The sequence below is a fragment of the Streptomyces sp. NPDC031670 genome, from assembly GCF_055580545.1.
This window is the reverse complement of record NZ_JBVILC010000010.1, coordinates 117,448-142,835: the sequence shown is the minus strand read 5'-3', so window position 1 is coordinate 142,835 and position 25,388 is coordinate 117,448. Positions and strand designations below refer to the sequence as shown.

The window sequence follows — 25,388 nt, the reverse complement described above, 5'->3', positions numbered from 1 at the left end:
ATAAGGCCTCGCCCCGCCCCCAAAAACAAAAAAAAACCACCCGCACCCCCCCCCCCCCCCCCCCCCCCCCCCCCCCCCCCCCCCCCCCCCCCGCCGGTCTGTCGCGGGGGAGTCCTACTCCCACTCGATCGTGCCCGGCGGCTTGCTCGTCACGTCGAGGACGACGCGGTTGACGTCGGCAACCTCGTTGGTGATGCGCGTCGAGATCTTCGCCAGCACGTCGTACGGCATCCGCGTCCAGTCCGCCGTCATGGCGTCCTCGGAGGAGACCGGGCGCAGCACGATCGGGTGGCCGTAGGTGCGGCCGTCGCCCTGGACGCCGACGCTGCGGACGTCCGCGAGCAGCACGACCGGGCACTGCCAGATCTCCCGGTCGAGGCCGGCCGCCGTCAGCTCCTCGCGGGCGATGGCGTCGGCCTCGCGCAGCAGGTCGAGGCGGTCCTTGGTGACCTCGCCGACGATACGGATGCCCAGGCCCGGGCCGGGGAACGGCTGGCGCTGGACGATCTCCTCCGGCAGGCCGAGCTCCTGGCCGACCATCCGGACCTCGTCCTTGAACAGCTTGCGCAGCGGCTCGACGAGCTCGAACTCGATGTCGTCGGGCAGGCCGCCCACGTTGTGGTGCGACTTGATGTTCGCGGTGCCGGTGCCGCCGCCGGACTCCACGACGTCCGGGTACAGCGTGCCCTGGACGAGGAAGGCGACCTCGGGGCCGTCCTCCTGGAGGATCTCCAGCTGCGCCTGCTCGAAGACGCGGATGAACTCGCGGCCGATGATCTTCCGCTTGGTCTCCGGGTCGGAGACGCCGGCCAGCGCGGTGAGGAATCGCTCCTGCGCGTCGACGACCTTCAGCTGGACGCCGGTGGCGGCCACGAAGTCCTTCTCGACCTGCTCGGTCTCGCCCTTGCGCATCAGGCCGTGGTCGACGTACACGCAGGTCAGCTGGGAGCCGATGGCCTTCTGGACGAGGGCGGCGGCGACCGCGGAGTCCACGCCGCCGGACAGGCCGCAGATGGCGCGCTTGGTGCCGACCTGCTCACGGATGAGGGCGACCTGCTCCTCCACGACGTTGTGCGTCGTCCAGGTGGGCTCGATGCCCGCGCCCCGGTAGAGGAAGTGCTCCAGAATCTGCTGGCCGTGCGTGGAGTGCATCACCTCGGGGTGGTACTGCACGCCGTACAGCTTCTTCTCGTCGTTCTCGAAGGCGGCGACCGGCACGACGTCCGTGGACGCGGTGACGGTGAAGCCCTCGGGCGCGGCCGAGCAGGCGTCGCCGTGCGACATCCACACCGACTGCTCGGTGGGCGTGCCCTCGAAGAGCGTCGAGCCGGCCTTGGAGACGTGCAGGGGCGTGCGGCCGTACTCGCGCGCGCCGTTGTCGTCGACCGTGCCGCCGAGCGTCGTCGCCATCAGCTGGAAGCCGTAGCACATGCCGAAGACCGGGACGCCGGCCTCGAAGATCTCGCGATCCAGGACGGGGGCGCCCTCCGCGTAGACGGAGGAGGGGCCGCCCGAGAGGATGATCGCCTTCGGGTTCTTGGCCAGCATCTCGGCCACGGGCATCGTGCTGGGCACGATCTCGCTGTAGACCCGGGCCTCACGGACGCGGCGGGCGATGAGCTGTGCGTACTGGGCGCCGAAGTCGACAACGAGGACTACGTCCGGGTTGGATGCGGGCGCGGCAGCTGGGGACGCTGATGACACTGGCGGCCTTCCGGCGGTGGGAGGGGGTCTGTATTCGATTCTACCGGGCAGCGGCGCGGGACCTTTCGTCTCACCATCCGAACCGGGATTGGCCCGCCGCGGGGCCGTCGGTCCATACTGTCGCCATGCTCAAGCACCAGACCTTCGTCTTTACCTATGGCACCGGCCCGACCGGCTGCCATGGTGATGCTGCTTGAGCTACTGACAAGCCACTTCCCAGAGCGCCCCGGGCCGACAAGGCCCGGGGCGCTCTGTCGTTTCCGGACCGTGCCGCCCCGGGGTACCGCAGACCCGAGGAGCCCCCATGTCCGTCACCCCCGCGGAGAAGACCGGCGCCCGCACCGACGAGGCCGCCACCGTGATCACCGGCGCCCGTGAGCGCATCGACGCGCTCGACGACCGCATCATCGGCCTGATCCAGGAACGCATGGCCGTCTCGGCCGTCATCCAGGAGTCCCGGATCGCCTCGGGCGGGCGCCGGGTGAACCTGAACCGCGAGATGGAGGTGCTCGCGCACTACCGCGACGCCCTGGGCAAGCCCGGCACCGCCCTGGCGATGACGATGCTGGAGCTGTGCCGGGGCCGCATCTGAGGCCGGGACGGCATCCGGGCCCGGCGCGTGGCGCCTCCGGCGCAGCCTCACCCGTCCGGCGCCGTGACCGGCCGGTGTCCCGCTTCGTTGGTCAGCGTGTCCGTGCCAGCCAGGGGCGGGCCAGAAGAAACCACGCGTGGCTCCGCTGGGGCGTGTGACGTGCCGATGGCACGTCGTGGGACCTCGCCCCAGCGCGCGTGACCGGTCGGCAGGGGACAGCAGCCCGGTCACCCCTTAAAGAGCGGTCGGCACCGGGGACGCCCGGGGCCGGCCGCATCCGGTCCAGACGGTTGCGCGGCGCGCAGCCCATCCCGCACGATACAGAGACAAGTCCCCCCATCACCGTACAGAACGACCGTGAGTAGCCGATACCACCCGTGCGCCCCCCGCACGCCCGGTCGGCGATCCGGCGCTCGTCCACCAGCGGCGCTGCCCCCCGGCGCCGCCCCGCGGCACCGACGCTGCCCTGACGTCGGTGCTGACGGCCAAGGGCCCCGCGGAGCCATCCCCAGGACGGATGGCCCGATGCGGGGCCCTTCGCTCTGCCCGGCCCCGGTGCCGCTCCCGGTGCCGCGCCCCCGCTGATGGTTGCCTCGACGGTCACCTTTGGCGCGATCCAGACACTGCGGGGCCCTTGGTGTGACAGGGAGCACATAAAAATTCTGTGAGTCCTGGGACAACCATTGACAGGATTGGCGGGTCATTCATGCGGAACCAACGGCCCCGCCCGCGCGGCGAGCGGCCCACGGACGAGCGGGGAGCGCTGCACTCGGAGGGGGGTGCAGCGCTCCTCGTTTTCTTGCGTATGGCCGAAGACGGCCCCTCGGCCCGCTCGGTCCGCTCGGTCCGCTCAGCCCACTGAGTCCGCCGGGGAACCGGCCTTCGCGGGCACCGTCGGCATCCCCAGGAACGGCAGCCGCAGCGCGCCGAACGCGTCCGCCGGGACCGCCGGTGCCTTCGGTGCCACCGGCGCGACCCGTACGTACGGCCGCCCCTGCGCCGGGCGCGGATCGGCCTCGCCCTTGTTCGGCCACAGCGACATCGCCCGCTCGGCCTGGGCCGTGATCGTCAGGGACGGGTTGACGCCCAGGTTCGCCGAGACGGCGGCGCCGTCCACCACCGAGATGCCCGGGTGTCCGTAGAGCCGGTGGTACGGGTCGATCACGCCCTCCTCGGCCGTCGCCCCGATCGGGCAGCCGCCCAGGAAGTGCGCGGTCAGCGGGGTGCCCATCAGCTCCCCCACGTTCGAACCGGCGAAGCCGTTGATCTCGGCCGCCAGCGCGGTCGCCGCCTCGGAGGCCGCCCTGATCTGCTTCGGGTTCGGCGCGCCATGACCCTGGCGCGCGGTGAGCAGGCCCTTGCCGACGCCGTCCGGCTTCAGATACGTCGTGAGCGAGTTGTCCAGGGACTGCATGACGAGGCCGATGATGGTCCGCTCCGACCAGCGGCGGTTGCTCAGCGAGCGGGCGAGGAGCGCGGGGTGCTTCACCGCGTTCGCCAGCCAGCCCAGCGCGAGCGAGGAGCCCTCCGCGTACGGCACCTGAAGGATGGACATCCCGCCCATGGCGTTCGAGCCCCGGCCGTAGCGCACCGGCTCGATATGGGTGTTCTCGTCGGGGTGGACCGAGGACGTGATGGCGACGCCGCGGGTGAAGTCGGCGCGCGCGGCGCCGTGCGCCTTGCGGTAGCGGCGGTTGTCGGTCTGCGCCCCGACCAGCGCCTCGGAGTTGGTGCGGGTCAGCTCGCCGAGCCGCTTGGAGAGATAGGGCAGCTGGCCGCCCGCGCGCATCCGGTGCAGCAGGGTCTGGGTGCCGTAGGTGCCCGCCGCGATCACCACGCGCCGCGCCGTGAAGAGCCGGCCCGTGCCCTTCCTGCGGTTGTCCGTGGGCAGCGTGGCGACCGCGTAGCCGCCCCGCGAGTCGTCGGTGACCGAGACGACCGTCGTCATGGGGTGGACGACCGCGCCCGCCTTCTCGGCGAGGTGGAGGTAGTTCTCGTTGAGGGTGTTCTTGGCGCCGTGCCGGCAGCCCGTCATGCACTCGCCGCACTCCACACAGGCCTTGCGGGCCGGGCCCGCCCCGCCGAAGTACGGGTCGGCGACCTGCTCCCCCGGCCGCGCCCTGGCGGTGCCCTCGGCGTCCTGCCCGTCACCGAAGAACACCCCGACCGGCGCCATGTGGAAGGTGTCGCCCACCCCCATCCGCTGCGCCGCCGCCTTGAGGTGGACGTCGGAGGGGGTCATGGTCGGGTTGAGCCGGACCCCGAGCATGCGCTTGGCCTGCTCGTAGTAGGGGGTCAGCTCCTCCTGCCAGTCGGTGATGTCCTTCCACTGAGGGTCGTCGAAGAACTGCTTCGGCGGTACATAGAGGGTGTTGGCGTAGTTGAGCGAACCGCCGCCGACGCCCGCGCCGGCCAGCACCATCACATTGCCGAGCAGATGGATGCGCTGGATGCCGTACATCCCGAGCTTCGGCGCCCACAGGTAGTTCTTGATGTCCCAGGAGTTCTTCGGCAGCGTGCCGGGCGTGAAGCGGCGGCCCGCCTCCAGGACGCCCACCCGGTAGCCCTTCTCGGTCAGCCGCAGGGCCGTCACCGAGCCGCCGAAGCCGGAGCCGACGACCAGGACGTCGTAATCGTACGCCCCCTCGTCCTCCGGCTGGAGTTCCTGGTTCCGGGCGCGCGTCTCCTGGGGCATCGGCTCTCCTCGTACGAAACAGAAAGGGCGGGGGCGGGCGGGGGTCAGCGCAGCCGCAGGGCCTTCATCGCCTTCAGGCTGCGGGTCATGAACGCCGCGTACTTCTCGTCGTCCATCCCGAAGGACGGCGCCAGCGGCAGCAGACGCTGCTGGGCGACGGTCTGGGCCTCGGTGTACTTGAGGATGCCCTCGGAGCCGTGGCGCCGGCCGAGGCCGGAGTCCTTCATGCCGCCCATCGGGGACTGGACGCTGCCGTAGGCCGGGGCGTACCCCTCGTTGATGTTGACCGTGCCGGTGCGCAGCCGTGCGGCGACCTCGTGGCCGCGCCGGGAGTCCTTCGTCCAGACCGAGGAGTTGAGGCCGTACGGGGTCGCGTTCGCGGTCTCGATCACCTCGTCCTCGTCGGTGAACCGGTAGACGGAGACGACCGGGCCGAAGGTCTCCTCGGTGCAGACGGCCATCGGGGCCTCGACGCCCTCCAGGATGGTCGGCTCGTAGAAGAGCGGGCCGATGTCGGGGCGGGCGACGCCGCCCGCGACGAGCTTCGCGCCCTTGGCGACCGCCTCCTCGACGTGCCGGGTCACGGTCTCCAGCTGGCGCTCGCCGACCAGGGAGCCCATGTCGGCGCCGTACGCGAGGGAGTTGCCGAGCCGCATCGCCCTGGTGCGCGCGGCGAACCGCTCGACAAAGGCGTCCGCGACCGACTCGTGGACGTACAGGCGCTCGATGGAGATGCAGAGCTGGCCCGCCGAGGAGAAGCAGGCGCGGACGGCTCCCGCCGCCGCCTTCTCCACGTCGGCGTCGCGCAGCACCAGCATGGCGTTCTTGCCGCCCAGCTCCAGCGAGACGCCGACCAGCCGGGCCGCGGCGCCCTGGGCGACCTCGCGGCCGGTACGGGTGGAGCCGGTGAAGGAGACGTAGTCGGCGTGGCGGACGACCTCGGGGCCGACGACCGGGCCCTCGCCCAGGACCACCTGGAACACCTCGGCGGGAAGGCCCGCCTCGATCAGCAGGTCACGGGCCCACAGCGCGGTGAGCGCGGTCTCGGTGTCGGGCTTCATCACCACGGCGTTGCCGGAGACGAAGGCGGGCAGCGCGTCGCCGACGGACAGCTCGAAGGGGTAGTTCCAGGGTGCGATCTGCCCCACCACCCCGCGCGGCTGGCGCAGTTCGGTGACCTTGGTGAGGGTCGGCACCACCCCGGTGTGGCGCCTGGGGCGCAGATACGAGGGTGCCTTGCGGCCGTAGTGGCGCGCGGCCACGGCGACGGCCTGCACCTCCTCGTGCGCGTGGAGGCGGGCCTTGCCGGTCTCCAGCTGTATGAGGTCGAGGACCTCGGCCTGCCGGGCGAGGACCAGGTCGTGGAAGCGCAGCAGGACGGCGGCGCGCTCGCGGGCCGGGGTCGCGGCCCAGCGGGGCTGGGCGGCGCGGGCGCGGGCGAAGGCTCCGGCCACGTCGTCGGGGGTGGACTCGGGCAGGTCCGCCAGCTTCTCGCCGGTGAACGGCGTGTGGTTGGCCGTCCGGCCCGAGCCGGCGACTCCCCGGACGAGCTTGGCGACCACCTCGGGGGTGACCACATCGGCGGCGGTGCGGGCGCCCGCCGGGGCGGCGGCGACCGGGTTCGTACGGGTGCTGGTGGGCGTGGCCTGCGAGTCCGTCATGGGGGGAGCGTATGCCGGGCAGGGCCGTTTGGGTACCCGCCGGTAACAGTTTTCGGAACCCCCATGACCGCGCCAGCGACCACTGGCGACATAAGCGCTGATCAGCGTGTTGTGCCCCTGGGGCCGCCCGCGGGGGCCGTGGTTCCTCGGCCCTCGCGGCGCAGGCGGGTCCGCCGGGGTGGGCGGTCAGGCCGAGGGGGTGAAGGAGTCGAGCACGGTGTCGAAGTGCCGTTTGGCCTCGTCGAGGCGGGCGACCGGGGCCGAGACCCACACGTCGTACATCGTCCCGTCCTCGTCCCAGCACTCGTCGTAGGTGTGCCGGGGCCCCTCGGCCGCGGTGAAGCCGTTCCAGCTGAACTCCCACAGCGCCGCGTCATGGCCCTGATGGGTGGTGGCGACGACCTTGCCGCTCCGGTAACCGGGGTTGCTGACCGGCCCGTTGGCGTGGGCGTCGCGCATCACGCCCAGCGGTCCGCCGGAGACCGACTGCTGGAGCCGGATGCCCAGCCGGAAGGCCCCGTCCGGCGACACATAGAAGACGCGCCGGTCGTCGGTGGAACGGACATAGCCCGCCGGGACCGTCAGCGCGAAGCCGTCCGGGTCGCGGACGTGGCGGTAACCGGCGGGCGCGGTCCCGAGCGGGGACGGCTCGCCGGAGCGCGTGACGGTGACCGTGGGGCCGGGCGGGCCCGGCTCGGCCGGGGCGGACGCGTGCGCGGTGGCCGCGGCCGTCACCGTCCCGCCCGTCGCCGCCCTGGCCTTCCCGCCGCCCTCGCCGTCGCCGCTCAGCAGCACCGCGGCGCCCACGCCCGCACCGCCGAGCACCACGGCCACGGCCGCCGCGATCAACCCGGCCCTGACGCGGGACCGGCCGGCCGGCTTCGCCACGGCGACCCGCTCGGTCGGCGTGTAGTGCCGGGGCGCGACGGGGGTGGAGCCGCCCGACACGTACGCGGAGAGCATCTCGTGCGCCTCGTCGGCGGTGAGCCTGCGGGCCGGGTCGCGCTCCAGGAGCCCGCGGACGACCGGCAGCAGCGGGGCGGCGGCCAGGGGCGGGCGGATCTCGTCGGTGACCACCGCGTGCAGCACCCCGCCCAGGGAGTCGCGGTGGAAGGGGGATTCGCCGCTCAGGGCGGCGCACAGCAGCGCGCCCAGGGACCACAGGTCCGACTCGGGCCCGGCGGCGGCGCCCTGCATGCGCTCGGGCGAGGTGTACTCGGGCGAGCCGACGAAGGCCCCGTCCTCGCTGATGGTGGTCGACCCCGGCAGCTGCGCGATACCGAAGTCGGTGAGCACGACCCGGCCGGTGCCCTCCTCCAGCAGGACGTTGGCGGGCTTGAGGTCGCGGTGGAGCACGCCCCGGCGGTGCGCGGCGCTCAGCGCGCCGAGCAGCGCGATACCGATCCGGGCCGCCCCGGGGGCGTCGACGGGTCCGCCGCCGCGCAGCCGGTCGGCGAGCGAACCGCCCTCGACCAGCTCCATCACGATGTACGAGCGGCCGTCCTGCTCGACGACGTCGTGGACGCCGATGACGTGCGGGTGCTTGAGCTGGGCCACGGCACGCGCCTCGCGCAGCGCGGCGGTGGCGGGGGCGCCGCCGTCGGGGTGCAGTGCCTTGACGGCGACCTCGCGGCCCAGGAGCTGGTCGGTGGCGCGCCAGACGGTGCCCATGCCGCCCCGGCCGAGCCGGGCCGTAGGCCGGTAGCGTCCGGCGATGAGACGGTCCTCGGCCGCGCCGCCTCGCGGTTCACTGGCTGCTGCGGGCACCGGTTCCCCTCGTTCACTGGTCCTGTGGCCATCATGCCGTACGGGGCCGGACCGGAACGGGGTCCGAGGTCACGAGAGGGAATCGACCGGGCGCGGGCAGGACCCGCGGGGCGCGCGAGGGGCGCGCGCGGCCTCAGTTCAGCGGGGGCGGCTGCCAGCCGCGCAGCACGGTGTCGAACTGCTCGCGGGTGGTCGCCCAGTCGGACTCCGGGCCCGACATGTAGACCGCGTACTCGGCGGCGCCGCCGTCGGCGAAGTACATCTGGTCTATCGCGTGCCGCTTGCCGGGGAAACCCTTCTTCTCCACGTACGTGAACTCCCAGAGCGAGGAGTTCACCTGGTCCCGGAAGGTGTTGGAGTGCAGCGTCACCCGCTGGTACTTGGGCAGCCGCTTCTCCAGCGCCTTCTCCAGGTTCAGCTGGTGCATGTACGGGTTCTCGAAGTCGGGCTTGCCGACGCTGACGCGGATGTAGTGGCGCCCGTTGTCCGGCGTGTAGTCGACCTCCTTGCCGTCCATCTGGCGCCGCCAGCCCTCGGGCACGAAGAGCGTGAACCCGGCCGGGTCCTTCACCCGCTTCCAGCCGTCCGGCACGGACGCGTCGGCCTTGCCGGACTTGCCCGGCCCGGTGGCGGGCGGCTGCGTGGCCGTGGTCGTCGAGTCCTCGCCGCTGTCGCGGAACTTGAGGGCGGCGAGCCCGGCCGCGCCGCCGAGGACGGCCGCGAGGGCGACCACCAGGGCGACCGTCCGTCCGCGCCCGCGGGCGGGGCGGGCGGGCGCGGGCGGGGGCGTGACCGCCTCGGGGACGGGCGCGCGGACCGTGCCGGAGGAGCCGGCGGGGGCGGTGGCCGCCCGCAGCTCCGCCTCGGAGACCTGACGGGTCGGCACGTACTCGTGCGCGGCCTTCGGCTCGCGCCCCTCCATCGCCTCCAGGAACATCCGCTCGGCCTCCTCGGCCGAGGGGCGCTCGTCGGGGTCCTTGCGCAGCAGGGCCGTGATCACCGGGGCGAGCGCACCGGCGTGGGTGGCGGGCTCCGGCTCCTCGTTCACCACCGCCTGCATGGTGGAGATGGGCGAGGAGCGGCGGAAGGGCGAGCCGCCCTGGACGGCCGTGTAGAGCGTGGCGCCGAGGGACCACAGGTCGGAGGCGGGACCGGGCTGCCCTCCTCGTACCCGCTCGGGCGCCAGATAGTCGATGGAGCCGACCAGTTCACCGGTCCGGGTGATCGTGGAGTCGCCCTCGATGGCGGCTATCCCGAAGTCGGTGAGCAGGACGCGCGAGTCGCGGGCGAGCAGGACGTTGCCGGGCTTGACGTCGCGGTGGAGCACGCCCGCGGCGTGCGCGGCGCGCAGGGCGCCCAGGACGTGCAGCCCGATGCGGGCCGCCTCGCGGGCCTCGATCCGCCCGGTCTCGGAGGCCTTCACGGCATCGGCGAGCGAGGGCCCGTCGACGTACTGCATCACGATCCAGGGGCGGTTGTCGTGGTCGAGCACGTCATGGACGGTGACCACACCGGGGTGGGTGATCCGGGCGGCGGCCCGCGCCTCCTTCTGCGTACGCGCGTGCAGCACGACACGGTCGGCCTCCGCCACGTACAGCGCGGCCGTCAGTTCCTTGACGGCCACCGTGCGGTGCAGGAGCTCGTCCTGGGCGCGCCAGACCTTGCCCATGCCACCGCGACCGATGGTGTCGCCCAGGCGGTAGCGCCCGGCCAGCAGCAGCCCTTTCGCCAACGCTTCCGCGCCCTTGCCGCTCTTGCTCTGGTTCTGTTCCACGTCCCCCGCCCGGCCGGTTCTTAAGGGGCAAGGTTACGGAGCGGATTCCGGCCAGGGAACCTCGGGGGCACCTTGCGCGCCACCTACCAAGAGGTATGTGTCTGAGGCAACCGGTGAAGCCTCAACGAGTGGCGCTGTAGGCGGCCGTGGCCTGCGCGTAGATCTCGCTCACCTTGTCCCGCTGGGGCTCCGGGCCGATGACCACGACCAGGTGGTACCGGCCATTGATGATCATTACTTGGTTGCGTACGTAAACCGTACGGCCCGTGCTGTCCCGCCAGGTGAACTGCCCCTCGGCGGTGACCTTCTGACCGACGTCGACGCGGCGCAGACCCGTGGCGGTGGCCCAGGCCGAGTCCCGGAACGGCTGGAGCTCGCGCTCCTTGTCCCGCTGGTACGTCAGCGGATCCGCGCCGGCGTCCTTGACCGCGTCCCGGCCCGGCACCACCAGCAGGGTGAAGTCACCGCCGACATACCGGACTTGTCCGGCGTCGTTGATGGGCCGTCGCTGGAAGGAGGGGTCGACCGCCGTCCGGAAACCCTCCGGGTCGGTGCGCAGCACATAGCCCTTGGCGGGCGGCTGTCCGCCGGGCGCGGTGGTCTGCGTCCGGGGCGCCGAGGGCGTACCGCTGCGGGGGGCCTCGCCGGTCGCGGGGGTGCTCGGCGGCGCGCTGGTGCCCGTGCGGGCGGGCGCCGCGCCGCCGTTGTCGCTCCCGTCCTTCGTCCCGGACCCGGGCATGAAGAACACGGCGTACGCGAGCGCCGCCGCCAGGAGCAGCAGGATGAGCAGGACGAGGGTCCGGCCGAGCGAGCGGGGCGAGCGCGCGGGCGCCTCGGCCGGGCGGGACCTGGGCGTACGGGACTTGGGCGTACGGGACGGGGCGCGGCGCGGCTCCTGAAGTACCTCCGCGGCGGGGCGCCGCTCGGCCCCGCGGGACTGCGCACGGCGCTGCTGGCGGTGGCGGCCGTGCTCGCCGAAGCCCCCGCGGCGGCGCCGGACGAGCTCGCCGCGGCGGCGCACGATCGGCAGCCGGGCCGCGTCGGCCGGGGGCAGCGGGACGACCTGGGTGCCCACGTCCGGCTCGGGCGCGGACCGCACGATCGAGCGCAGCCAGCCGCGCAGCTCCTCGAAGTCGGGCCGCTCGGTGGGGTCCTGGCGCAGCAGCGACTCGACGACCGGCCGCAGCGGGCCGCACTCCTCCGCGAACGCGGGCGGCTCGCCGCACACCATCTGGACCAGCTCGACGGCGCTCTCCTCCGGGTAGGGCGCGTGCCCCTGCACGGCCCGGAAGAGCAGGGCGCCGAGCGCCCACAGATCGGTGGCGGGGCCGATCGGCGGCGCGAGGCGCCAGTTCTCGTGCACGGGTCCGGCCTGCTCGGGCGCCCACCGCTCGGTGACGGCCCCGACGAGGGCGATCCGCGTCTGCCGCGCCCGCTCGGCGTCGAGCCGGGTGGCGGGGCCCCGGTAGCCGGCGCCGTGGCGCTGCGGGACGGCCGCCTCCAGGCCGCCCTCTCGGGCGGGCACGGGCGCGTCGGCGTGCGTCTGCCGCTGGGCGTCGGCCCGCAGCGCCTCCGCCCCGGCCCCGACGGCGTGCGGAAGCGCGGGGAGGGGGCCGGTGGAGGGCCGGGGGCCGGTGGTGGCGGGGGGGCGGGGGTGGGCGCCGGTCCGGGGGTGGGCGCCGGTCCGGGGCGCGCCGGGGTGAGCGGACCGCTCGGGCTCGGCGGGCTGCGCGTGCGGGACTTCCAGGCGCGGGAGTTGGGGGTGCGGGGTCCCGGTGTGCGGGCCCGTGGTGTGAGCGGGGCCGAGTGGCGGGGTGGGGCGTCCGGAGGTCCCGGGGGGCGCGTCCACCGTGCCGGGCTGCGCGGGACGCGGGACCCACCGCCCGGTCACCGGGTCGTACGCACGCCGGGTGCGCCCCGAGTCGGGGCCCTCCTCCACCGCGTACGGGCTGGCGGCCGAGGAAGCGCCCGACGCGGGCGTACGCGGCACCCGCATCCCGCTCACCGGGTCGTATACCCCCTGATCCACGTCGTCGCGCCACGCCTTGTCCGGCTCGGAGCGGGGCAGCTCGGAACGGGGCACCGGGAGCGCGGCGCCGTCGTCGCCCACGCGCGCGGTGGCCCGCGTCCCGGCCCGGTACGCCGCGACGGCCCCGGCCCGGCCACTCCCCGGGGACCCGCCCGAACGGGGCACGGCCCCCTCGCCCTGCCCGCTCCCGCTGCCGCTGCCTTCGTCACCGCTCGGCCCCGCCGGTGACCACCCGGCGGGAAGCGCCGGTGCGCGGGTCGAGGGCAGGGGGGCGGGGTGGGGCGCCGGGGGGAGGGCCTGAGCCGCGCGACTTCCGTAGGAATCGGACGGGTTGGGGCCGCCGTAGGAGTCGGACGCCTCGGAGCCGTCGGCGTCCTGCTCGCGCGCGGAGTACGAGGCGTAGGAGGCGTACGAGGAGTCGGGGTCATCCGTAGCGGCGGGGTGGCTCAGTTCGTCCGGGGAGCCGGGGGAGCCCGGGGCACCCTGGAAGCGTGGCTCGCCCTGAAAGTCGTAGTCGTCCCGGGAGTTGGAGTCGTCCGGGGAGTCCGGCGCATCCCCCCACGCGGCATCGGCGGATTCGGCCGCCCCCCGTACGCCGAAGTCGCCGCTCTCCTCACCGAGCTGCTGCGGCACCACCACATAGCCGCACAGCGCTTCCTCCGCCGCGCCGACCGCCAGTCCGGTCAGCATCACGCGGCCGTCATCGCATATCAACACCGTGCGCTCGGTGATGTTGCGGTGCGTCCAGCCGTGCGCGTGCAGCACGCGCAGCGCGGTCAGCACATCGGAGGCGACCTCCGCCGCCCGGTAAGGCGCCATCGGCTGCTCGGCGAGGAGCGCCGCCAGCGGCCGGGCCGTGACCAGCTCGCTGACGATCCACAGCGAGCCGTCCTCCGCGAAGACGTCGAAGACCTGGTCGAGCCGCGGGTGGTCGGGGATCTGCGCGGCTGCCTGGGCGGCCTCGATCGCCCGCCGCAGCGCCGGGTTGGCGGGCCGCCGCGCCGCTCCGGCTCCGTACCCGTCCCCGTACCGCCCGTCCGCGCCCTGCACCTCGGCGTCCACGACCTCCGGCAGCGGCACCTGCCGCACCAGCACTTCCTGGCCGCTGTAGGTGTCAAAGGCCCGGGTCTCGACCGGCTCGTACTCGTCGGAGGAGGGCAGGGGCAGCCGATAGCGGTCGGCGAGCACCCGACCCGCGTAGTCGTCCACATCGCCTCCCCACAGCGTGCTGTCCCCCGGAACCCGTCAATTCCGGTCGTTTACCGGCTCATTGTGGCTGCGTACGGTTCGCGGGCTCTCACGATACGTGGCCTGCTCAGTCCTTGGGGCTGAACGTGTCGAACGCCGTCTTGCGCAGCGTCACGCACGCGTCACCGTCCCACTCGGCCGTCTTGCAGGTCACCATGATCGCGTAACCGTGCGAGCCGTCGACCTTGAAGCCGCGGTTGAGAATCCGGACCCGCTCGCCGCTCTGGTCGCGCTCGAACTGCCAGTCGGCGACCGTCGGGTACCCCTTGTAGTCGACCTTCTGGATGCCGAGCAGGTGGTAGTTGCTGCTGCTTCCGGCGACCGCGCCGGCCAGCTCCAGCCAGGCCCGGCGGGCGTCGTCGGTCGGCTTCGCGTTGAAGTCGACCTGGACGCGCGGGAAGCCGCCGCCCGCCGCGTATATCCCGCCCGAGTTGTCCCCGGCTATGCCGACGCGGTGGAAGCCGGCGGGCATGGCCATGGAGAAGTGGAAGTCGGCGTCGGAGACCATGGTGTAGCCGCTGGGCAGATTGGCGCCCGCGCCGCCGCCGTTGCCCCCGGACCCGGAGGACTGGGACCCGGAGGACTGGGCCCCGGAGGACTGGGAGGGCGCGGGCGTCTTGCCGCCGCTCTGACCCTGACCCTGGCCCTGCGTCTGACCCTGTGTCTGGGTCTGGCCCTGGCCCCGCCGGCCGGTGCCCTGACCCGTGCCCTGGCCGCCGCTGGTCTTGCCGCTGCCGCCGCTTCCCGCGGTGACGCCGCTGGACGCCTTGCTGCCGCTCTTGCCGTCGTTGCCCTTGTCGTCACCACCGCTGAGCGCGACCGCGAGCACCGTCCCGAGCACGGCCAGCGCCGCCACCACCGCGATGATCACCAGGGTGCGCCGCGGGACGACGTCGGTGAGCGGGGCCCGCACCGGCGCGGGCGGTCCGGACGGAGCCGACGGCCCAACGGGCACCGATCCGACGGAAGCGACCGGCCCGACGGCCCCTGCCGCGATCCCGCCCCTCGGCTTCGCCCTCTCCTTGGCCTTGGCCTTGCCCTTGGCGTCCCTGGCGTCCTTGGCCGTGGCCTGCGCCGCCACCGCAGCGTTCCGTACGGACTTGAAGGCGCCGCGCATCCGGTCGGCAGCCGCGTCGGCCACCTCCTTCGCCTTGGCACCCGCGTCGCCCTTGGGCTCGCCGGGCACGGGCGGCAGCGCGACGACCCGGGTCACCTCGGACGACACCGGCTCCGGCGGCCGTACGGCGTGCTCGGGTGCGTGCAGCACCTCGGTGAGCAGCGCGCGCGCCGCCTCGTTGTCGAGCCGCTGCTCGGGGTCCTTGGCGAGCAGGCCGTAGATGACCTTCTCCAGGAGCGGCCCCGCGTTCGCCGGCGGGTCCACCGGCTCGGTCATCACCGCGGTCAGCGTGGCGATGGCGGAGCCCTTGTCGTACGGCGGGACGCCCTCCACGCACGCGTAGAGCAGGCCGCCCAGCGACCACAGGTCGGCGGCCGGGCCGGGCTTGTGGCCACGGGCGCGCTCCGGCGAGATGTACGAGGGCGCGCCGACGAGCATGCCCGTCGAGGTGATGGACGGGTCGCCCTCGACCTGGGCGATGCCGAAGTCGGTGAGCACGACCCGGCCGTCCTCGGCGATCAGCACGTTGGACGGCTTCACGTCGCGGTGCAGGATGCCCTGGCGGTGCGCGGAGCGCAGCACGTCGAGGATGGCGAGCCCGACCTCGGCGGCCCGGCGGGGCGTCAGCACCCCGTCCTCGCGCACCGCTTCGGCGAGGGACTTGCCCTCGACGAGCTCCATGACGATCCACGGCCGGTCGTCCTCGTCCACGACGTCGTAGACCGTCACCGCGCTGGTGTTGCGGATCCGGGCGATGGCCTTGGCCTCACGCAGGGTGCGCGTGATCAGCCGGCGCTTCTCCTCCTCGTCGATGCTGCTGGGGAAGCGCAGCTCCTTGACGGCGACGGTACGGCCCAGCGTCTCGTCGACGGCCCGCCAGACCGTGCCCATGCCACCACGGCCGAGCACATCCCCGAGCCGGTACCGCTCGGCCAGGAGTCGGCCCTCGGCTTTCCCGCCGGACTCCTTCCGCTCGTCCCGCTGGGGCTCCCGCGACTGCTCCGCCTCCGACATGCGTCCCCTCTGCGATCCCTGATCCGCGCCCGCACCGACCGCGTCCCGGCCGACGGCTCCCCGCAACTTGCCTCGTGAGGCGGCCCGGTTCACCGCTCCGACCTGCTTCTGCTGCCGGGGGTCCGGGGGTTGGCCCCCGGGGGAGCGGCACCCGCCCTGGCAGAGCGTCCATTGTCTCTCACGCCGGGACCAATGATTGTCCCGGGTCCGCCGTCCGCCAAGATGTCCGGGGAAGGGGGACCACCACCGTGCCGAGACTCCGGGCGCTGCTCACCATGCCGCTGGCCATGGTGCTCTGTGGCCTGGGCATGACCGACCCGCCTGCCGAACCGGACCGTACCGGTCTGAAAGACCCACAGGCCACGGCGCTGGCACGGCTGGTCGCCCGCACGGGTACCCCGGCAGCGGCGCTCCTCACCGACGACGGCGACCGCTCCCGCTTCGGAACGGCCGGGGCCGGGCTCGGCCGCGCCGACCGTTTCCGGGCGGGCAGCGTCACCAAGTCCTTCGTCGCCACGGTGGTGCTCCAGCTGGCCGCCGAGGGCAGGCTGCGCCTCGACGACACGGTGGAACAGCACCTGCCGGGCCTGGTACGCGGCCATGGAAACGACGGCCGCCACCTCACCCTGCGCTCCTTGCTCTCCCACACCAGCGGTCTGTTCCCCTACACGGCGGACAGCACCGCTCCGGTTCCCCTCACCCCCTCACAAGCTGTTCACACCGCGCTCACGCACTACCCCGGGCCGCCGGGCATCTACGCCTACTCCAACACCAACTACGTCGTTCTGGGCATGGTCGTTCAGCAAGTCACCGGCCATACCTACGCCGCCGAAGCCGAGCGTCGCATCATCACCCCCCTCCACCTCGCCGGCACCTCGTTCCCGGGCGCCCGCACCACGCTCCCCTCCCCGCACAGCCGCGCCTACTCCCCCGGCGGCCACGACGTCACCGAGCTCGACCCGCGCCCGGCCGGGGCCGCCGGTGAACTCATATCGACCCTCGCCGACCTGAGCCGTTTCTACGCCGCCCTGCTCGGCGGTGCTTTGCTGCCCGCGCCCCAGCAGCGCGAACTGCTCGACACCGCGGCCACCAACGGCGTCTACGGCCTCGGGGTCTACCCCGAGCGGCTCTCCTGCGGCCTCACGGTCTGGGGCCACAACGGCCGTATATCCGGCAGTCTGGTCCGCGCGGCGGCCACCGCCGACGGTCGCCACACCGCCGTTTTCCGCATCAACTCGGACATCACACTCAACCCCTCCCTCGAACTCTCGCTGCTCGACTCCGAGTTCTGCCCGGCGGCCAACCACCGGCCCCGGCCGTCCCTCCCTCCATCGGACTCCCTCTAGAGCGGCACGATGTCCGGCGCGCCCAGCCGCGCCGCGTCCGCCGTCAGGTCGTCCGGCTGGCGCTGCGACTCACGCTCCGCCTCCACCCTCTTCTCGTAGTGCTCCACCTCCTTGTCGATCTGCTTGGTGTCCCAGCCGAGGACCGGCGCCATCAGCTCCGCGCACTCCCGGGCCGACCGCGTGCCCCGGTCGAAGGTCTCGATGGAGATCCGGGTGCGCCGGGTCAGGACGTCGTCGAGATGCCGGGCGCCCTCGTGGGACGCGGCGTAGACGATCTCGGCGCGCAGATAGTCCTCCGCCGCGCCGAGCGGCTCGCCCAGCGAGGGGTCGGCCACGATCAGCTCGATGAGGTCCTCGGCCAGCGATCCGTACCGGTTCAACAGGTGCTCCACTCGGACCACATGCAGACCGGTGCGGGCGGCCGTCCTCGCCCGCGCGTTCCACAGCGCCCGGTAGCCCTCCGCGCCGAGCAGGGGCACGTCCTCGGTGACGCAGGCCGCGACCCGCTGGTCCAGGCCGTGCACCGCCTCGTCCACCGCGTCCTTCGCCATCACCCGGTACGTCGTGTACTTGCCGCCGGCGATGACCACGAGACCCGGCACCGGGTGCGCCACCGTGTGCTCGCGGGAGAGCTTGCTGGTGGCGTCCGACTCCCCGGCGAGCAGGGGGCGCAGACCGGCGTAGACCCCCTGGACGTCGTCCCGGGTCAGGGGCACCGCGAGGACGGAGTTGACGTGTTCGAGGAGGTAGTCGATGTCCGCGCTGGAGGCCGCCGGGTGGGCCTTGTCCAGGTCCCAGTCGGTGTCGGTCGTGCCCACGATCCAGTGGCGGCCCCAGGGGATCACGAAGAGCACCGACTTCTCGGTGCGCAGGATGAGGCCGGTCGTGGAGTGGATGCGGTCCTTGGGCACGACCAGATGGATGCCCTTGGAGGCCCGGACGTGGAACTGTCCGCGCTCGCCGACCATCGCCTGGGTGTCGTCCGTCCACACCCCGGTGGCGTTCACGATCTGTTTGGCGCGGACCTCGTACTCCCCGCCGCCCTCCACGTCGCGCACCCGCGCTCCGACCACGCGCTCGCCCTCGCGCAGGAACCCGGTCACCCGGGCCCGGTTGGCGGTATGCGCGCCGTAGCTCGCCGCCGTGCGCACCAGCGTGGCCACGAAGCGCGCGTCGTCCATCTGCGCGTCGTAGTACTGAAGCGCGCCTACCAGCGCTTCCCGCTTGAGGCAGGGGGCGACCCGCAGGGCGCCGCGGCGGGAGAGGTGGCGGTGGACCGGCAGGCCCCGGCCATGGCCGGACGACACCGACATCGTGTCGTACAGCGCCACGCCCGAGCCCGCGTACCACCGCTCCCAGCCCTTGTGCTGGAGGGGGTAGAGGAACGGCACCGGTTTCACCAGGTGCGGGGCGAGGCGCTCCAGGAGCAGCCCGCGCTCCTTCAGTGCCTCGCGCACCAGCGTGAAGTCCAGCATCTCCAGATAGCGCAGCCCGCCGTGGATCAGCTTGCTCGACCGGCTGGAGGTGCCCGAGGCCCAGTCCCGCGCCTCGACGAGGCCGGTCGAGAGTCCTCGGGTCACGGCGTCCAGCGCGGTGCCCGCGCCGACCACCCCGCCGCCGACGACCAGCACGTCGAGCTCGCGCTCGGCCATGGCGGCGAGCGCTTCGGCGCGCTGCACCGGTCCCAGTGTCGCTGTCCTCACGGGTGCCTCCCGTTGATCGGGGTGGTCTGGCTCACACACTCGATTCTGGACGCGACCACCGACATCGGCCACCGCCTGTGGACAACACTCGGACAACGCGGGCCCGGCAATACGGCATAACGGTCATATTTACTCTTAGTCTGACATTGCGTAACGCTCATTCTGTCCACAGGGCTTGCGCGTCATGTCCCCTCCGGTTAAGGGAAGGACGGTCACCCGCATGCCCGCAGACCTCGCCGTCATCGGACTCGGCCACCTAGGACTGCCCCTCGCCCAGGCCGCCGCCGCCGCGGGCATCGAGACCATCGGCCACGACACCGACCCTCAAGTGCTCGCCGAGCTCCGCGCCGGGCGGCCCCCGGTCGACGGCTCGCTCTCCGCCGCCGAACTGCGCCGGATGCTCTCGGGGGGCTTCCGGACCGCCGGCGACCCGGCCGAGCTCGGCCGGGTCCGTACCGCCGTGATCTGCGCCCCCACCCCGCTCGGCGCCGACCGGACCCCGGACCTCGGCGCCGTCGCCGACGCGGCCCGCACCCTGGCGGCCCGGCTGCGCCCGCACACCACCGTGATCCTGGAGTCCGCCGCCTACCCCGGCACCACCGAGGACTTCCTGCGTCCGCTGCTGGAGTCGGGCTCGGGGCTGCGGGCCGGGCGCGACTTCCACCTCGCCTACTCCCCCAGCCGCCTCGACCCCGGCAACCGCACCCACGGTTTCGCCGCCATCCCCAAGGTCATCGGGGGTCTCACCCCCGCCTGCACCGAGTCCGCAGCCGCGTTCTACGGGCGGCTCACCGACAAGGTCGTACGTGCCCGAGGCACCCGGGAGGCCGAGATGGCCAAGCTCCTGGAGACCAACTACCGCCAGGTCAACATCGCGCTCGTCAACGAGATGGCCGTGCTCTGCCACGACATGGGTGTGGACCTGTGGGACGTGATCCGGTGCGCCGAGACCAAGCCGTTCGGCTTCCAGCCGTTCCGCCCCGGCCCCGGTGTCGGCGGCCACGGCGTACCGCTCGACCCGACCCCGCTGCCGTACACGGGCCTGCGGATGGTGGGGCTGGCGCGGGAGATCAACGCCCGTATGCCGCAGTACGTCATCCAGCGCTCCACCACGCTCCTGAACGAACACGGCAAGTCCGCCCGGGGCGCGCGCGTCCTGCTGCTCGGCGTGACGTACAAGCCCGACCTCGCCGATCTGGAGGGCTCCCCCGCCGCCGAGATCGCGGGGCGGCTCATCGACCTCGGCGCGGCGGTGAGCTACCACGACCCGTACGTCCCGGACTGGCGCGTGCGCGACCAGCCCGTGCCGCGCGCCGACTCGCTCTACGAAGCGGCGGCCAACGCCGACCTCACCGTGCTGCTCCAGCACCACCGCACGTACGACCTGCAAGGGCTCACGGTCAAGGCGCAGTTGCTGCTCGACACACGCGGTGTCACCCCCGGGGGCGCCGCCCACCGACTCTGAAATGTGATCCCCGCGGCCTCGGGCGATTGCTACTCTTCGGGTCGCCCGATCGCACAGCCGTGCGCATTCTCGGGCTCGCGCCTTCACTTACCTCGGGGGGATCCGAAGATGAGCCAGTCCTTTCCACCGCCCCAGCAACCTCAGCAGCCTCAGCAGGAGTTTCCGGGCTTCGTCCCGGCCCCGCCGCCCGCGCCGGTGCGCGACAACTTCGCCGGCGGCCTGGTCACGGCGGTCGTCGTCGCCGTCGTCACCGCGGGTGTCTACGGCGCGCTGATCGGCGCCACCGAGCACGAGATCGGCTACGCGGCCGTCGGTGTCGGCTTCCTGATCGGCTGGGCCTCGGGCAAGGTCGGCGGACGCAACCCCGCCCTGCCGGTGCTCAGCGCGGTCCTCGCCCTCGGCGCGGTCTACGCGGGCCAGCTGGTCGGCGAGGCCGTCCTCGGCTCCAAGCAGCTTCCCGTCAGCACCTCCGAGCTGCTGTTCCAGCACCTGAGCCTGGTGAACGACGCCTGGAAGGCCGACGCCGACCCGATGACGTTCCTGTTCTTCGCGATCGCCGCGTTCGCCGCGTTCTCCGGCTCCAAGAAGGCCGCCGCGTAACCCCCCGTACACGCGTGAGGGCCCGGACCGTCGAACGGTCCGGGCCCTCACGCATACGGGTTACGTGCGCCGGCCGAGGCCCACGCGCGCGTGGCAGGTGTCAGCGCTTGTGCTGCGCGTCCGCCACCGTCACCTCGACGCGCTGGAACTCCTTGAGCTCGCTGTAGCCGGTGGTGGCCATCGAGCGGCGCAGGGCGCCGAAGAAGTTCATCGAGCCGTCCGGGATGTGCGAGGGACCGGTGAGGATCTCCTCGGTGGTGCCCACGATGCCCAGGTCGACCAGCTTGCCGCGCGGCACGTCCTCGTGGACGGCCTCCATGCCCCAGTGGTGGCCCCGGCCGGGCGCGTCCGTGGCGCGGGCCAGCGGGGAGCCGATCATCACCGCGTCGGCGCCGCAGGCGATCGCCTTGGGCAGGTCGCCGGACCAGCCGACACCGCCGTCCGCGATCACGTGCACGTACCGGCCGCCGGACTCGTCCATGTAGTCGCGGCGGGCCGCGGCCACGTCGGCGACGGCGGTGGCCATCGGGACCTGGATGCCCAGGACGTTGCGCGTGGTGTGCGCGGCGCCGCCGCCGAAGCCCACCAGGACGCCGGCCGCGCCGGTGCGCATCAGGTGCAGGGCCGCGGTGTACGTGGCGCAGCCGCCGACGATCACCGGGACGTCCAGCTCGTAGATGAACTGCTTGAGGTTGAGCGGCTCGGCCGCGCCCGAGACGTGCTCCGCCGAGACGGTCGTGCCGCGGATGACGAAGATGTCGACACCCGCGTCTACCACGGCCTTGGAGAACTGGGCCGTGCGCTGCGGCGAGAGCGCGGCGGCGGTGACCACACCGGAGTCGCGCACCTCCTTGATGCGCTGCCCGATCAGCTCTTCCTTGATCGGGGCGGCGTAGATCTCCTGGAGGCGGCGGGTCGCGGCGTCCTCGTCCATCTGGTCGATCTCGTCGAGCAGCGGCTGCGGGTCCTCGTACCGGGTCCACAGGCCTTCGAGGTTCAGCACGCCCAGACCGCCGAGCTCACCGATGCGGATCGCGGTCTGCGGCGACACGACGGAGTCCATGGGGGCGGCCAGGAACGGCAGCTCGAACCGGTAGGCGTCGATCTGCCAGGCGATCGAGACCTCCTTCGGGTCCCGGGTGCGGCGGCTCGGGACGATGGCGATGTCGTCGAACGCGTACGCCCTGCGTCCGCGCTTGCCGCGCCCGATCTCGATCTCAGTCACGTTGTGTGGGCCTTTCCCTCTACGTCTGCCGGACCAGTATCCCCGACATGTGTGTCACCGACATACGGGCGAGGGGCGGACCCGGAAATCCGGGGCCGCCCCTCACTCGGTCCACGCGCGCGTGGGCGTGGTCAGCGCTTGGTGTAGTTCGGCGCCTCGACCGTCATCTGGATGTCGTGCGGGTGGCTCTCCTTGAGGCCCGCCGAGGTGATCCGGACGAACCGGCCGTTGGCCTGGAGCTCCGGGACGGTCCGGCCGCCGACGTAGAACATCGACTGGCGCAGGCCGCCGACCAGCTGGTGGACGACCGCGGAGAGCGGGCCGCGGTAGGGCACCTGGCCCTCGATGCCCTCGGGGACCAGCTTCTCGTCGGAGGCGACGCCCTCCTGGAAGTAGCGGTCCTTGGAGAAGGACTTGCGGTCGCCGCGGGACTGCATCGCGCCGAGCGAACCCATGCCCCGGTACGACTTGAACTGCTTGCCGTTGATGAACAGCAGCTCGCCCGGGGACTCCTCGCAGCCCGCGAGGAGCGAGCCGAGCATCACCGTGTCGGCGCCCGCGACCAGGGCCTTGGCGATGTCGCCCGAGTACTGCAGGCCGCCGTCGCCGATGACCGGGACGCCCGCGGCCTTGGCGGCGAGCGAGGCCTCGTAGATCGCGGTGACCTGCGGGACGCCGATACCGGCGACGACACGGGTGGTGCAGATGGAGCCGGGGCCGACGCCGACCTTGATGCCGTCGACGCCCGCGTCGATCAGCGCCTGGGCGCCGTCACGGGTGGCGATGTTGCCGCCGATGACATCGGCACCCCCCGCGTTCGACTTGATCTTGGCGACCATGTCGCCGACCAGCCGGGAGTGGCCGTGGGCGGTGTCGACGACGATGAAGTCGACTCCGACCTCGATGAGCGCCTGGGCGCGCTCGTAGGCGTCGCCCGCGACACCGACGGCGGCGCCGACGATCAGCCGGCCTTCCTTGTCCTTGGCCGCGTTCGGGTACTTCTCGGCCTTCACGAAGTCCTTGACCGTGATCAGGCCCTTGAGGATGCCGGCGTCGTCGACCAGCGGCAGCTTCTCGATCTTGTGGCGGCGCAGCAGCTCCATCGCGTCCACACCGGAGATGCCGACCTTGCCGGTGACCAGCGGCATCGGGGTCATGACCTCGCGCACCTGGCGCGAGCGGTCGGACTCGAAGGCCATGTCGCGGTTGGTGACGATGCCGAGCAGCTTGCCCGCCGGGTCGGTGACCGGGACGCCGCTGATGCGGAACTTGGCGCACAGCTCGTCGGCCTCGCGCAGCGTCGCGTCCGGGTGGACCGTGATCGGGTCGGTCACCATGCCGGACTCGGAGCGCTTGACCAGGTCGACCTGGTTGGCCTGGTCCTCGATCGAGAGGTTGCGGTGCAGGACACCTGCGCCGCCCTGGCGGGCCATCGCGATGGCCATGCGCGCCTCGGTGACCTTGTCCATCGCCGCGGACAGCAGCGGGACGTTCACCTTCACGTTCTTCGAGAGGTACGAGGAGGTGTCGATCTGGTCGGGCGCCATGTCGGACGCGCCCGGCAGCAGCAGCACGTCGTCGTATGTCAGCCCGAGCATCGCGAATTTCTCGGGCACTCCGTCGACGTTTGCAGTCATGACACCTTCCCCATGGCCTTGATCGGTGCGGATGTCCATGCTAACGGGCTGGCGCGGTGTCTCATTCCATGAACAAGATCAACCCGATTCTTTGTACGTTCACACCGACACGGGGGGTGCGGATGCGCGCGCGGGGAGCGACGGGTCGCTACGCGTGCATGCGCCTCGTACGGCCGTACGGGTGAAAGAAGGCCGGCCGGGACCGGGACGGGCCGGAACTACTGCTCGGCGAGCGCCCGCAGCCGGCTCAGCGCGCGGTGCTGGGCGACCCGGACGGCGCCCGGCGACATCCCGAGCATCTGGCCGGTCTCCTCGGCCGTGAGGCCGACGGCGACCCGCAGCACCAGCAGTTCGCGCTGGTTCTCCGGCAGGTTGGCGAGGAGTTTCTTGGCCCACTCCGCGTCGCTGCTGAGCAGCGCGCGCTCCTCGGGACCCAGCGAGTCGTCGGGCCGCTCGGGCATCTCGTCGGAGGGCACCGCCGTGGAGCCGGGGTGGCGCATCGCCGCCCGCTGGAGGTCGGCGACCTTGTGGGAGGCGATGGCGAACACGAAGGCCTCGAAGGGCCGCCCGGTGTCCCGGTAGCGTGGCAGCGCCATGAGCACGGCGACACAGACCTCCTGCGCGAGGTCCTCCACGAAGTGGCGAGCATCACCCGGCAGACGGTTCAGCCGGGTGCGGCAGTAGCGCAGCGCGAGCGGGTGAACATGGGCCAGCAGATCATGCGTGGCCTGTTCGTCGCCGTCGACGGCACGGTGAACGAGTGCACCGATCACCGTTGGCTCGTCGTCGCGCATCGGTCCATGGTGCCCCGGCGTCGCAGAATCCGTGGCACCGCGCCCGTAGTTGTGCACCGAAGCGTTATGAGCAGGTGCGCCGGAAGTCATCTCCTGCGCCCTCCCCTCCCGCTCGACCGACTCGTCCCCGAGGAACTCCACACCTTCAAGGATGCGGCATCGCGCGCGAAGCGTCACACGCCGCTCCACGGAGTGGGGGGACGGACCCGCCCGCCGACGGCGGACGGGGATCCGGCCGACCACGCCGTGGGCCGGTCAGCGCACCAGGCCCCAGCGGAAACCGAGCGCCACGGCATGTGCCCGGTCCGAGGCGCCGAGCTTCTTGAACAGCCGCCTCGCGTGCGTCTTCACCGTGTCCTCGGAGAGGAACAGCTCGCGCCCGATCTCGGCGTTGGACCGTCCGTGGCTCATGCCTTCGAGCACCTGGATCTCGCGCGCGGTGAGCGTGGGCGCCGCGCCCATCTCGGCCGAGCGCAGTCTGCGCGGGGCCAGCCGCCAGGTCGGGTCGGCGAGCGCCTGGGTGACGGTCGCCCGCAACTCCGCGCGCGAGGCGTCCTTGTGCAGATAGCCGCGGGCGCCGGCGGCGACGGCGAGCGCCACTCCGTCGAGGTCCTCGGCGACCGTCAGCATGATGATGCGGGCGCCGGGGTCCGCGGACAGCAGCCGTCGGACGGTCTCCACGCCGCCCAGACCGGGCATGCGTACGTCCATCAGAATGAGGTCCGAGCGGTCGGCGCCCCAGCGGCGGAGGACTTCCTCGCCGTTGGCCGCCGTCGTCACACGCTCCACGCCGGGCACGGTGGCCACCGCGCGACGGAGCGCCTCTCGGGCAAGCGGGGAGTCGTCGCAGACGAGGACGGATGTCATGTCTCTCCTCCGCGGCTCTCACAGCTGCTGCGCGTCACCTTGAGCCTCCAGGCTGGTTACGTATCGTCACCTGCGCGATTGACGCTCTCGGACACCTGCCCGAGCGCTTGTTCTCTCAACCGCTCCGCACTCTCAACGACGGTCACTCGA

General features: G+C 72.6%; 16 protein-coding genes. 4 read left to right on the top strand and 12 right to left on the bottom strand.

All coding sequences use genetic code 11. The features are described 5' to 3' along the window. Nucleotides 1–114: 114 nt before the first annotated feature. Entirely contained in the window at nucleotides 115–1,704 is a 1,590-nt protein-coding gene (guaA, locus tag ACZ5ID_RS20525; RefSeq protein ID WP_468899721.1) for a glutamine-hydrolyzing GMP synthase, read from the bottom strand. 304 nt (nucleotides 1,705–2,008) lie between these two features. Between guaA and ACZ5ID_RS20520 the strand changes: the two genes are divergently transcribed. Further along, a complete protein-coding gene (locus ACZ5ID_RS20520; RefSeq protein WP_358835326.1) occupies nucleotides 2,009–2,296 on the top strand; it encodes a chorismate mutase in 288 nt (95 codons plus the stop codon). 850 nt (nucleotides 2,297–3,146) lie between these two features. On the opposite strand, the gene ACZ5ID_RS20515 is transcribed toward ACZ5ID_RS20520, so the two are convergent. From ACZ5ID_RS20515 to ACZ5ID_RS20490, 6 genes are all read right to left on the bottom strand, one after another. Beyond that, nucleotides 3,147–4,991: a GMC family oxidoreductase N-terminal domain-containing protein gene (locus ACZ5ID_RS20515; RefSeq protein ID WP_468899718.1), complete on the bottom strand. Its 1,845-nt coding sequence runs from the start codon at nucleotides 4,989–4,991 to the stop codon at nucleotides 3,147–3,149. Between the two features lie 44 nt (nucleotides 4,992–5,035). Further along, nucleotides 5,036–6,652, bottom strand: a complete 1,617-nt coding sequence (locus tag ACZ5ID_RS20510; protein ID WP_468899716.1) for a succinic semialdehyde dehydrogenase — start codon at nucleotides 6,650–6,652, stop codon at nucleotides 5,036–5,038. Between the two features lie 186 nt (nucleotides 6,653–6,838). Further along, nucleotides 6,839–8,323, bottom strand: coding sequence for a serine/threonine-protein kinase (locus ACZ5ID_RS20505; RefSeq protein WP_468899985.1), 1,485 nt, complete (start codon nucleotides 8,321–8,323; stop codon nucleotides 6,839–6,841). A 229-nt stretch (nucleotides 8,324–8,552) separates the two neighbouring features. Further along, nucleotides 8,553–10,088 carry a serine/threonine-protein kinase gene (locus ACZ5ID_RS20500; protein WP_468899982.1) on the bottom strand — a complete coding sequence of 512 codons (1,536 nt, stop codon included), beginning with the start codon at nucleotides 10,086–10,088 and terminating at the stop codon, nucleotides 8,553–8,555. A gap of 226 nt (nucleotides 10,089–10,314) precedes the next feature. After that, nucleotides 10,315–13,431 carry a protein kinase gene (locus ACZ5ID_RS20495; RefSeq protein WP_468899713.1) on the bottom strand — a complete coding sequence of 1,039 codons (3,117 nt, stop codon included), beginning with the start codon at nucleotides 13,429–13,431 and terminating at the stop codon, nucleotides 10,315–10,317. A gap of 106 nt (nucleotides 13,432–13,537) precedes the next feature. Continuing rightward, on the bottom strand, nucleotides 13,538–15,601 hold the full coding sequence (locus tag ACZ5ID_RS20490) for a serine/threonine-protein kinase (RefSeq protein ID WP_468899710.1): 2,064 nt from the start codon (nucleotides 15,599–15,601) through the stop codon (nucleotides 13,538–13,540). Between the two features lie 248 nt (nucleotides 15,602–15,849). Between ACZ5ID_RS20490 and ACZ5ID_RS20485 the strand changes: the two genes are divergently transcribed. After that, nucleotides 15,850–16,947, top strand: a complete 1,098-nt coding sequence (locus ACZ5ID_RS20485; protein WP_468899707.1) for a serine hydrolase domain-containing protein — start codon at nucleotides 15,850–15,852, stop codon at nucleotides 16,945–16,947. On the opposite strand, the gene ACZ5ID_RS20480 is transcribed toward ACZ5ID_RS20485, so the two are convergent. After that, a complete protein-coding gene (locus tag ACZ5ID_RS20480; protein WP_468899705.1) occupies nucleotides 16,944–18,650 on the bottom strand; it encodes a glycerol-3-phosphate dehydrogenase/oxidase in 1,707 nt (568 codons plus the stop codon). The genes ACZ5ID_RS20485 and ACZ5ID_RS20480 overlap by 4 nt on opposite strands. Nucleotides 18,651–18,870: 220 nt before the next feature. On the opposite strand from ACZ5ID_RS20480, the gene ACZ5ID_RS20475 reads away from it, so the two are divergent. After that, nucleotides 18,871–20,115, top strand: coding sequence for a nucleotide sugar dehydrogenase (locus ACZ5ID_RS20475; RefSeq protein WP_468899703.1), 1,245 nt, complete (start codon nucleotides 18,871–18,873; stop codon nucleotides 20,113–20,115). 108 nt (nucleotides 20,116–20,223) lie between these two features. Then, complete coding sequence (locus ACZ5ID_RS20470; protein WP_468899700.1) at nucleotides 20,224–20,715, top strand: hypothetical protein; 492 nt, start codon at nucleotides 20,224–20,226, stop codon at nucleotides 20,713–20,715. Nucleotides 20,716–20,815: 100 nt separating this feature from the next. On the opposite strand, the gene ACZ5ID_RS20465 is transcribed toward ACZ5ID_RS20470, so the two are convergent. The 4 genes from ACZ5ID_RS20465 to ACZ5ID_RS20450 form a co-directional block, all read right to left on the bottom strand. Then, nucleotides 20,816–21,940 carry a GuaB3 family IMP dehydrogenase-related protein gene (locus tag ACZ5ID_RS20465; RefSeq protein WP_358833560.1) on the bottom strand — a complete coding sequence of 375 codons (1,125 nt, stop codon included), beginning with the start codon at nucleotides 21,938–21,940 and terminating at the stop codon, nucleotides 20,816–20,818. 131 nt (nucleotides 21,941–22,071) lie between these two features. After that, nucleotides 22,072–23,577 carry an IMP dehydrogenase gene (gene guaB, locus ACZ5ID_RS20460; protein ID WP_468899697.1) on the bottom strand — a complete coding sequence of 502 codons (1,506 nt, stop codon included), beginning with the start codon at nucleotides 23,575–23,577 and terminating at the stop codon, nucleotides 22,072–22,074. Nucleotides 23,578–23,795: 218 nt separating this feature from the next. Further along, complete coding sequence (locus ACZ5ID_RS20455; protein WP_067163238.1) at nucleotides 23,796–24,371, bottom strand: sigma-70 family RNA polymerase sigma factor; 576 nt, start codon at nucleotides 24,369–24,371, stop codon at nucleotides 23,796–23,798. 255 nt (nucleotides 24,372–24,626) lie between these two features. Next, entirely contained in the window at nucleotides 24,627–25,238 is a 612-nt protein-coding gene (locus tag ACZ5ID_RS20450; protein ID WP_003948568.1) for a response regulator transcription factor, read from the bottom strand. Nucleotides 25,239–25,388 lie beyond the last annotated feature (150 nt).

What these genes read in the sequence shown, in the direction of transcription:
- ACZ5ID_RS20520 (WP_358835326.1), top strand. Translation starts at nt 2,009, where the DNA reads ATGTCCGTCACCCCCGCGGAGAAGACCGGCGCCCGCACCGACGAGGCC.
- ACZ5ID_RS20515 (WP_468899718.1), bottom strand. Translation starts at nt 4,991, where the DNA reads ATGCCCCAGGAGACGCGCGCCCGGAACCAGGAACTCCAGCCGGAGGAC.
- ACZ5ID_RS20510 (WP_468899716.1), bottom strand. Translation starts at nt 6,652, where the DNA reads ATGACGGACTCGCAGGCCACGCCCACCAGCACCCGTACGAACCCGGTC.
- ACZ5ID_RS20505 (WP_468899985.1), bottom strand. Translation starts at nt 8,323, where the DNA reads ATGGGCACCGTCTGGCGCGCCACCGACCAGCTCCTGGGCCGCGAGGTC.
- ACZ5ID_RS20500 (WP_468899982.1), bottom strand. Translation starts at nt 10,088, where the DNA reads ATGGGCAAGGTCTGGCGCGCCCAGGACGAGCTCCTGCACCGCACGGTG.
- ACZ5ID_RS20490 (WP_468899710.1), bottom strand. Translation starts at nt 15,601, where the DNA reads ATGTCGGAGGCGGAGCAGTCGCGGGAGCCCCAGCGGGACGAGCGGAAG.
- ACZ5ID_RS20475 (WP_468899703.1), top strand. Translation starts at nt 18,871, where the DNA reads ATGCCCGCAGACCTCGCCGTCATCGGACTCGGCCACCTAGGACTGCCC.
- ACZ5ID_RS20470 (WP_468899700.1), top strand. Translation starts at nt 20,224, where the DNA reads ATGAGCCAGTCCTTTCCACCGCCCCAGCAACCTCAGCAGCCTCAGCAG.
- guaB (WP_468899697.1), bottom strand. Translation starts at nt 23,577, where the DNA reads ATGACTGCAAACGTCGACGGAGTGCCCGAGAAATTCGCGATGCTCGGG.
- ACZ5ID_RS20455 (WP_067163238.1), bottom strand. Translation starts at nt 24,371, where the DNA reads ATGCGCGACGACGAGCCAACGGTGATCGGTGCACTCGTTCACCGTGCC.
- ACZ5ID_RS20450 (WP_003948568.1), bottom strand. Translation starts at nt 25,238, where the DNA reads ATGACATCCGTCCTCGTCTGCGACGACTCCCCGCTTGCCCGAGAGGCG.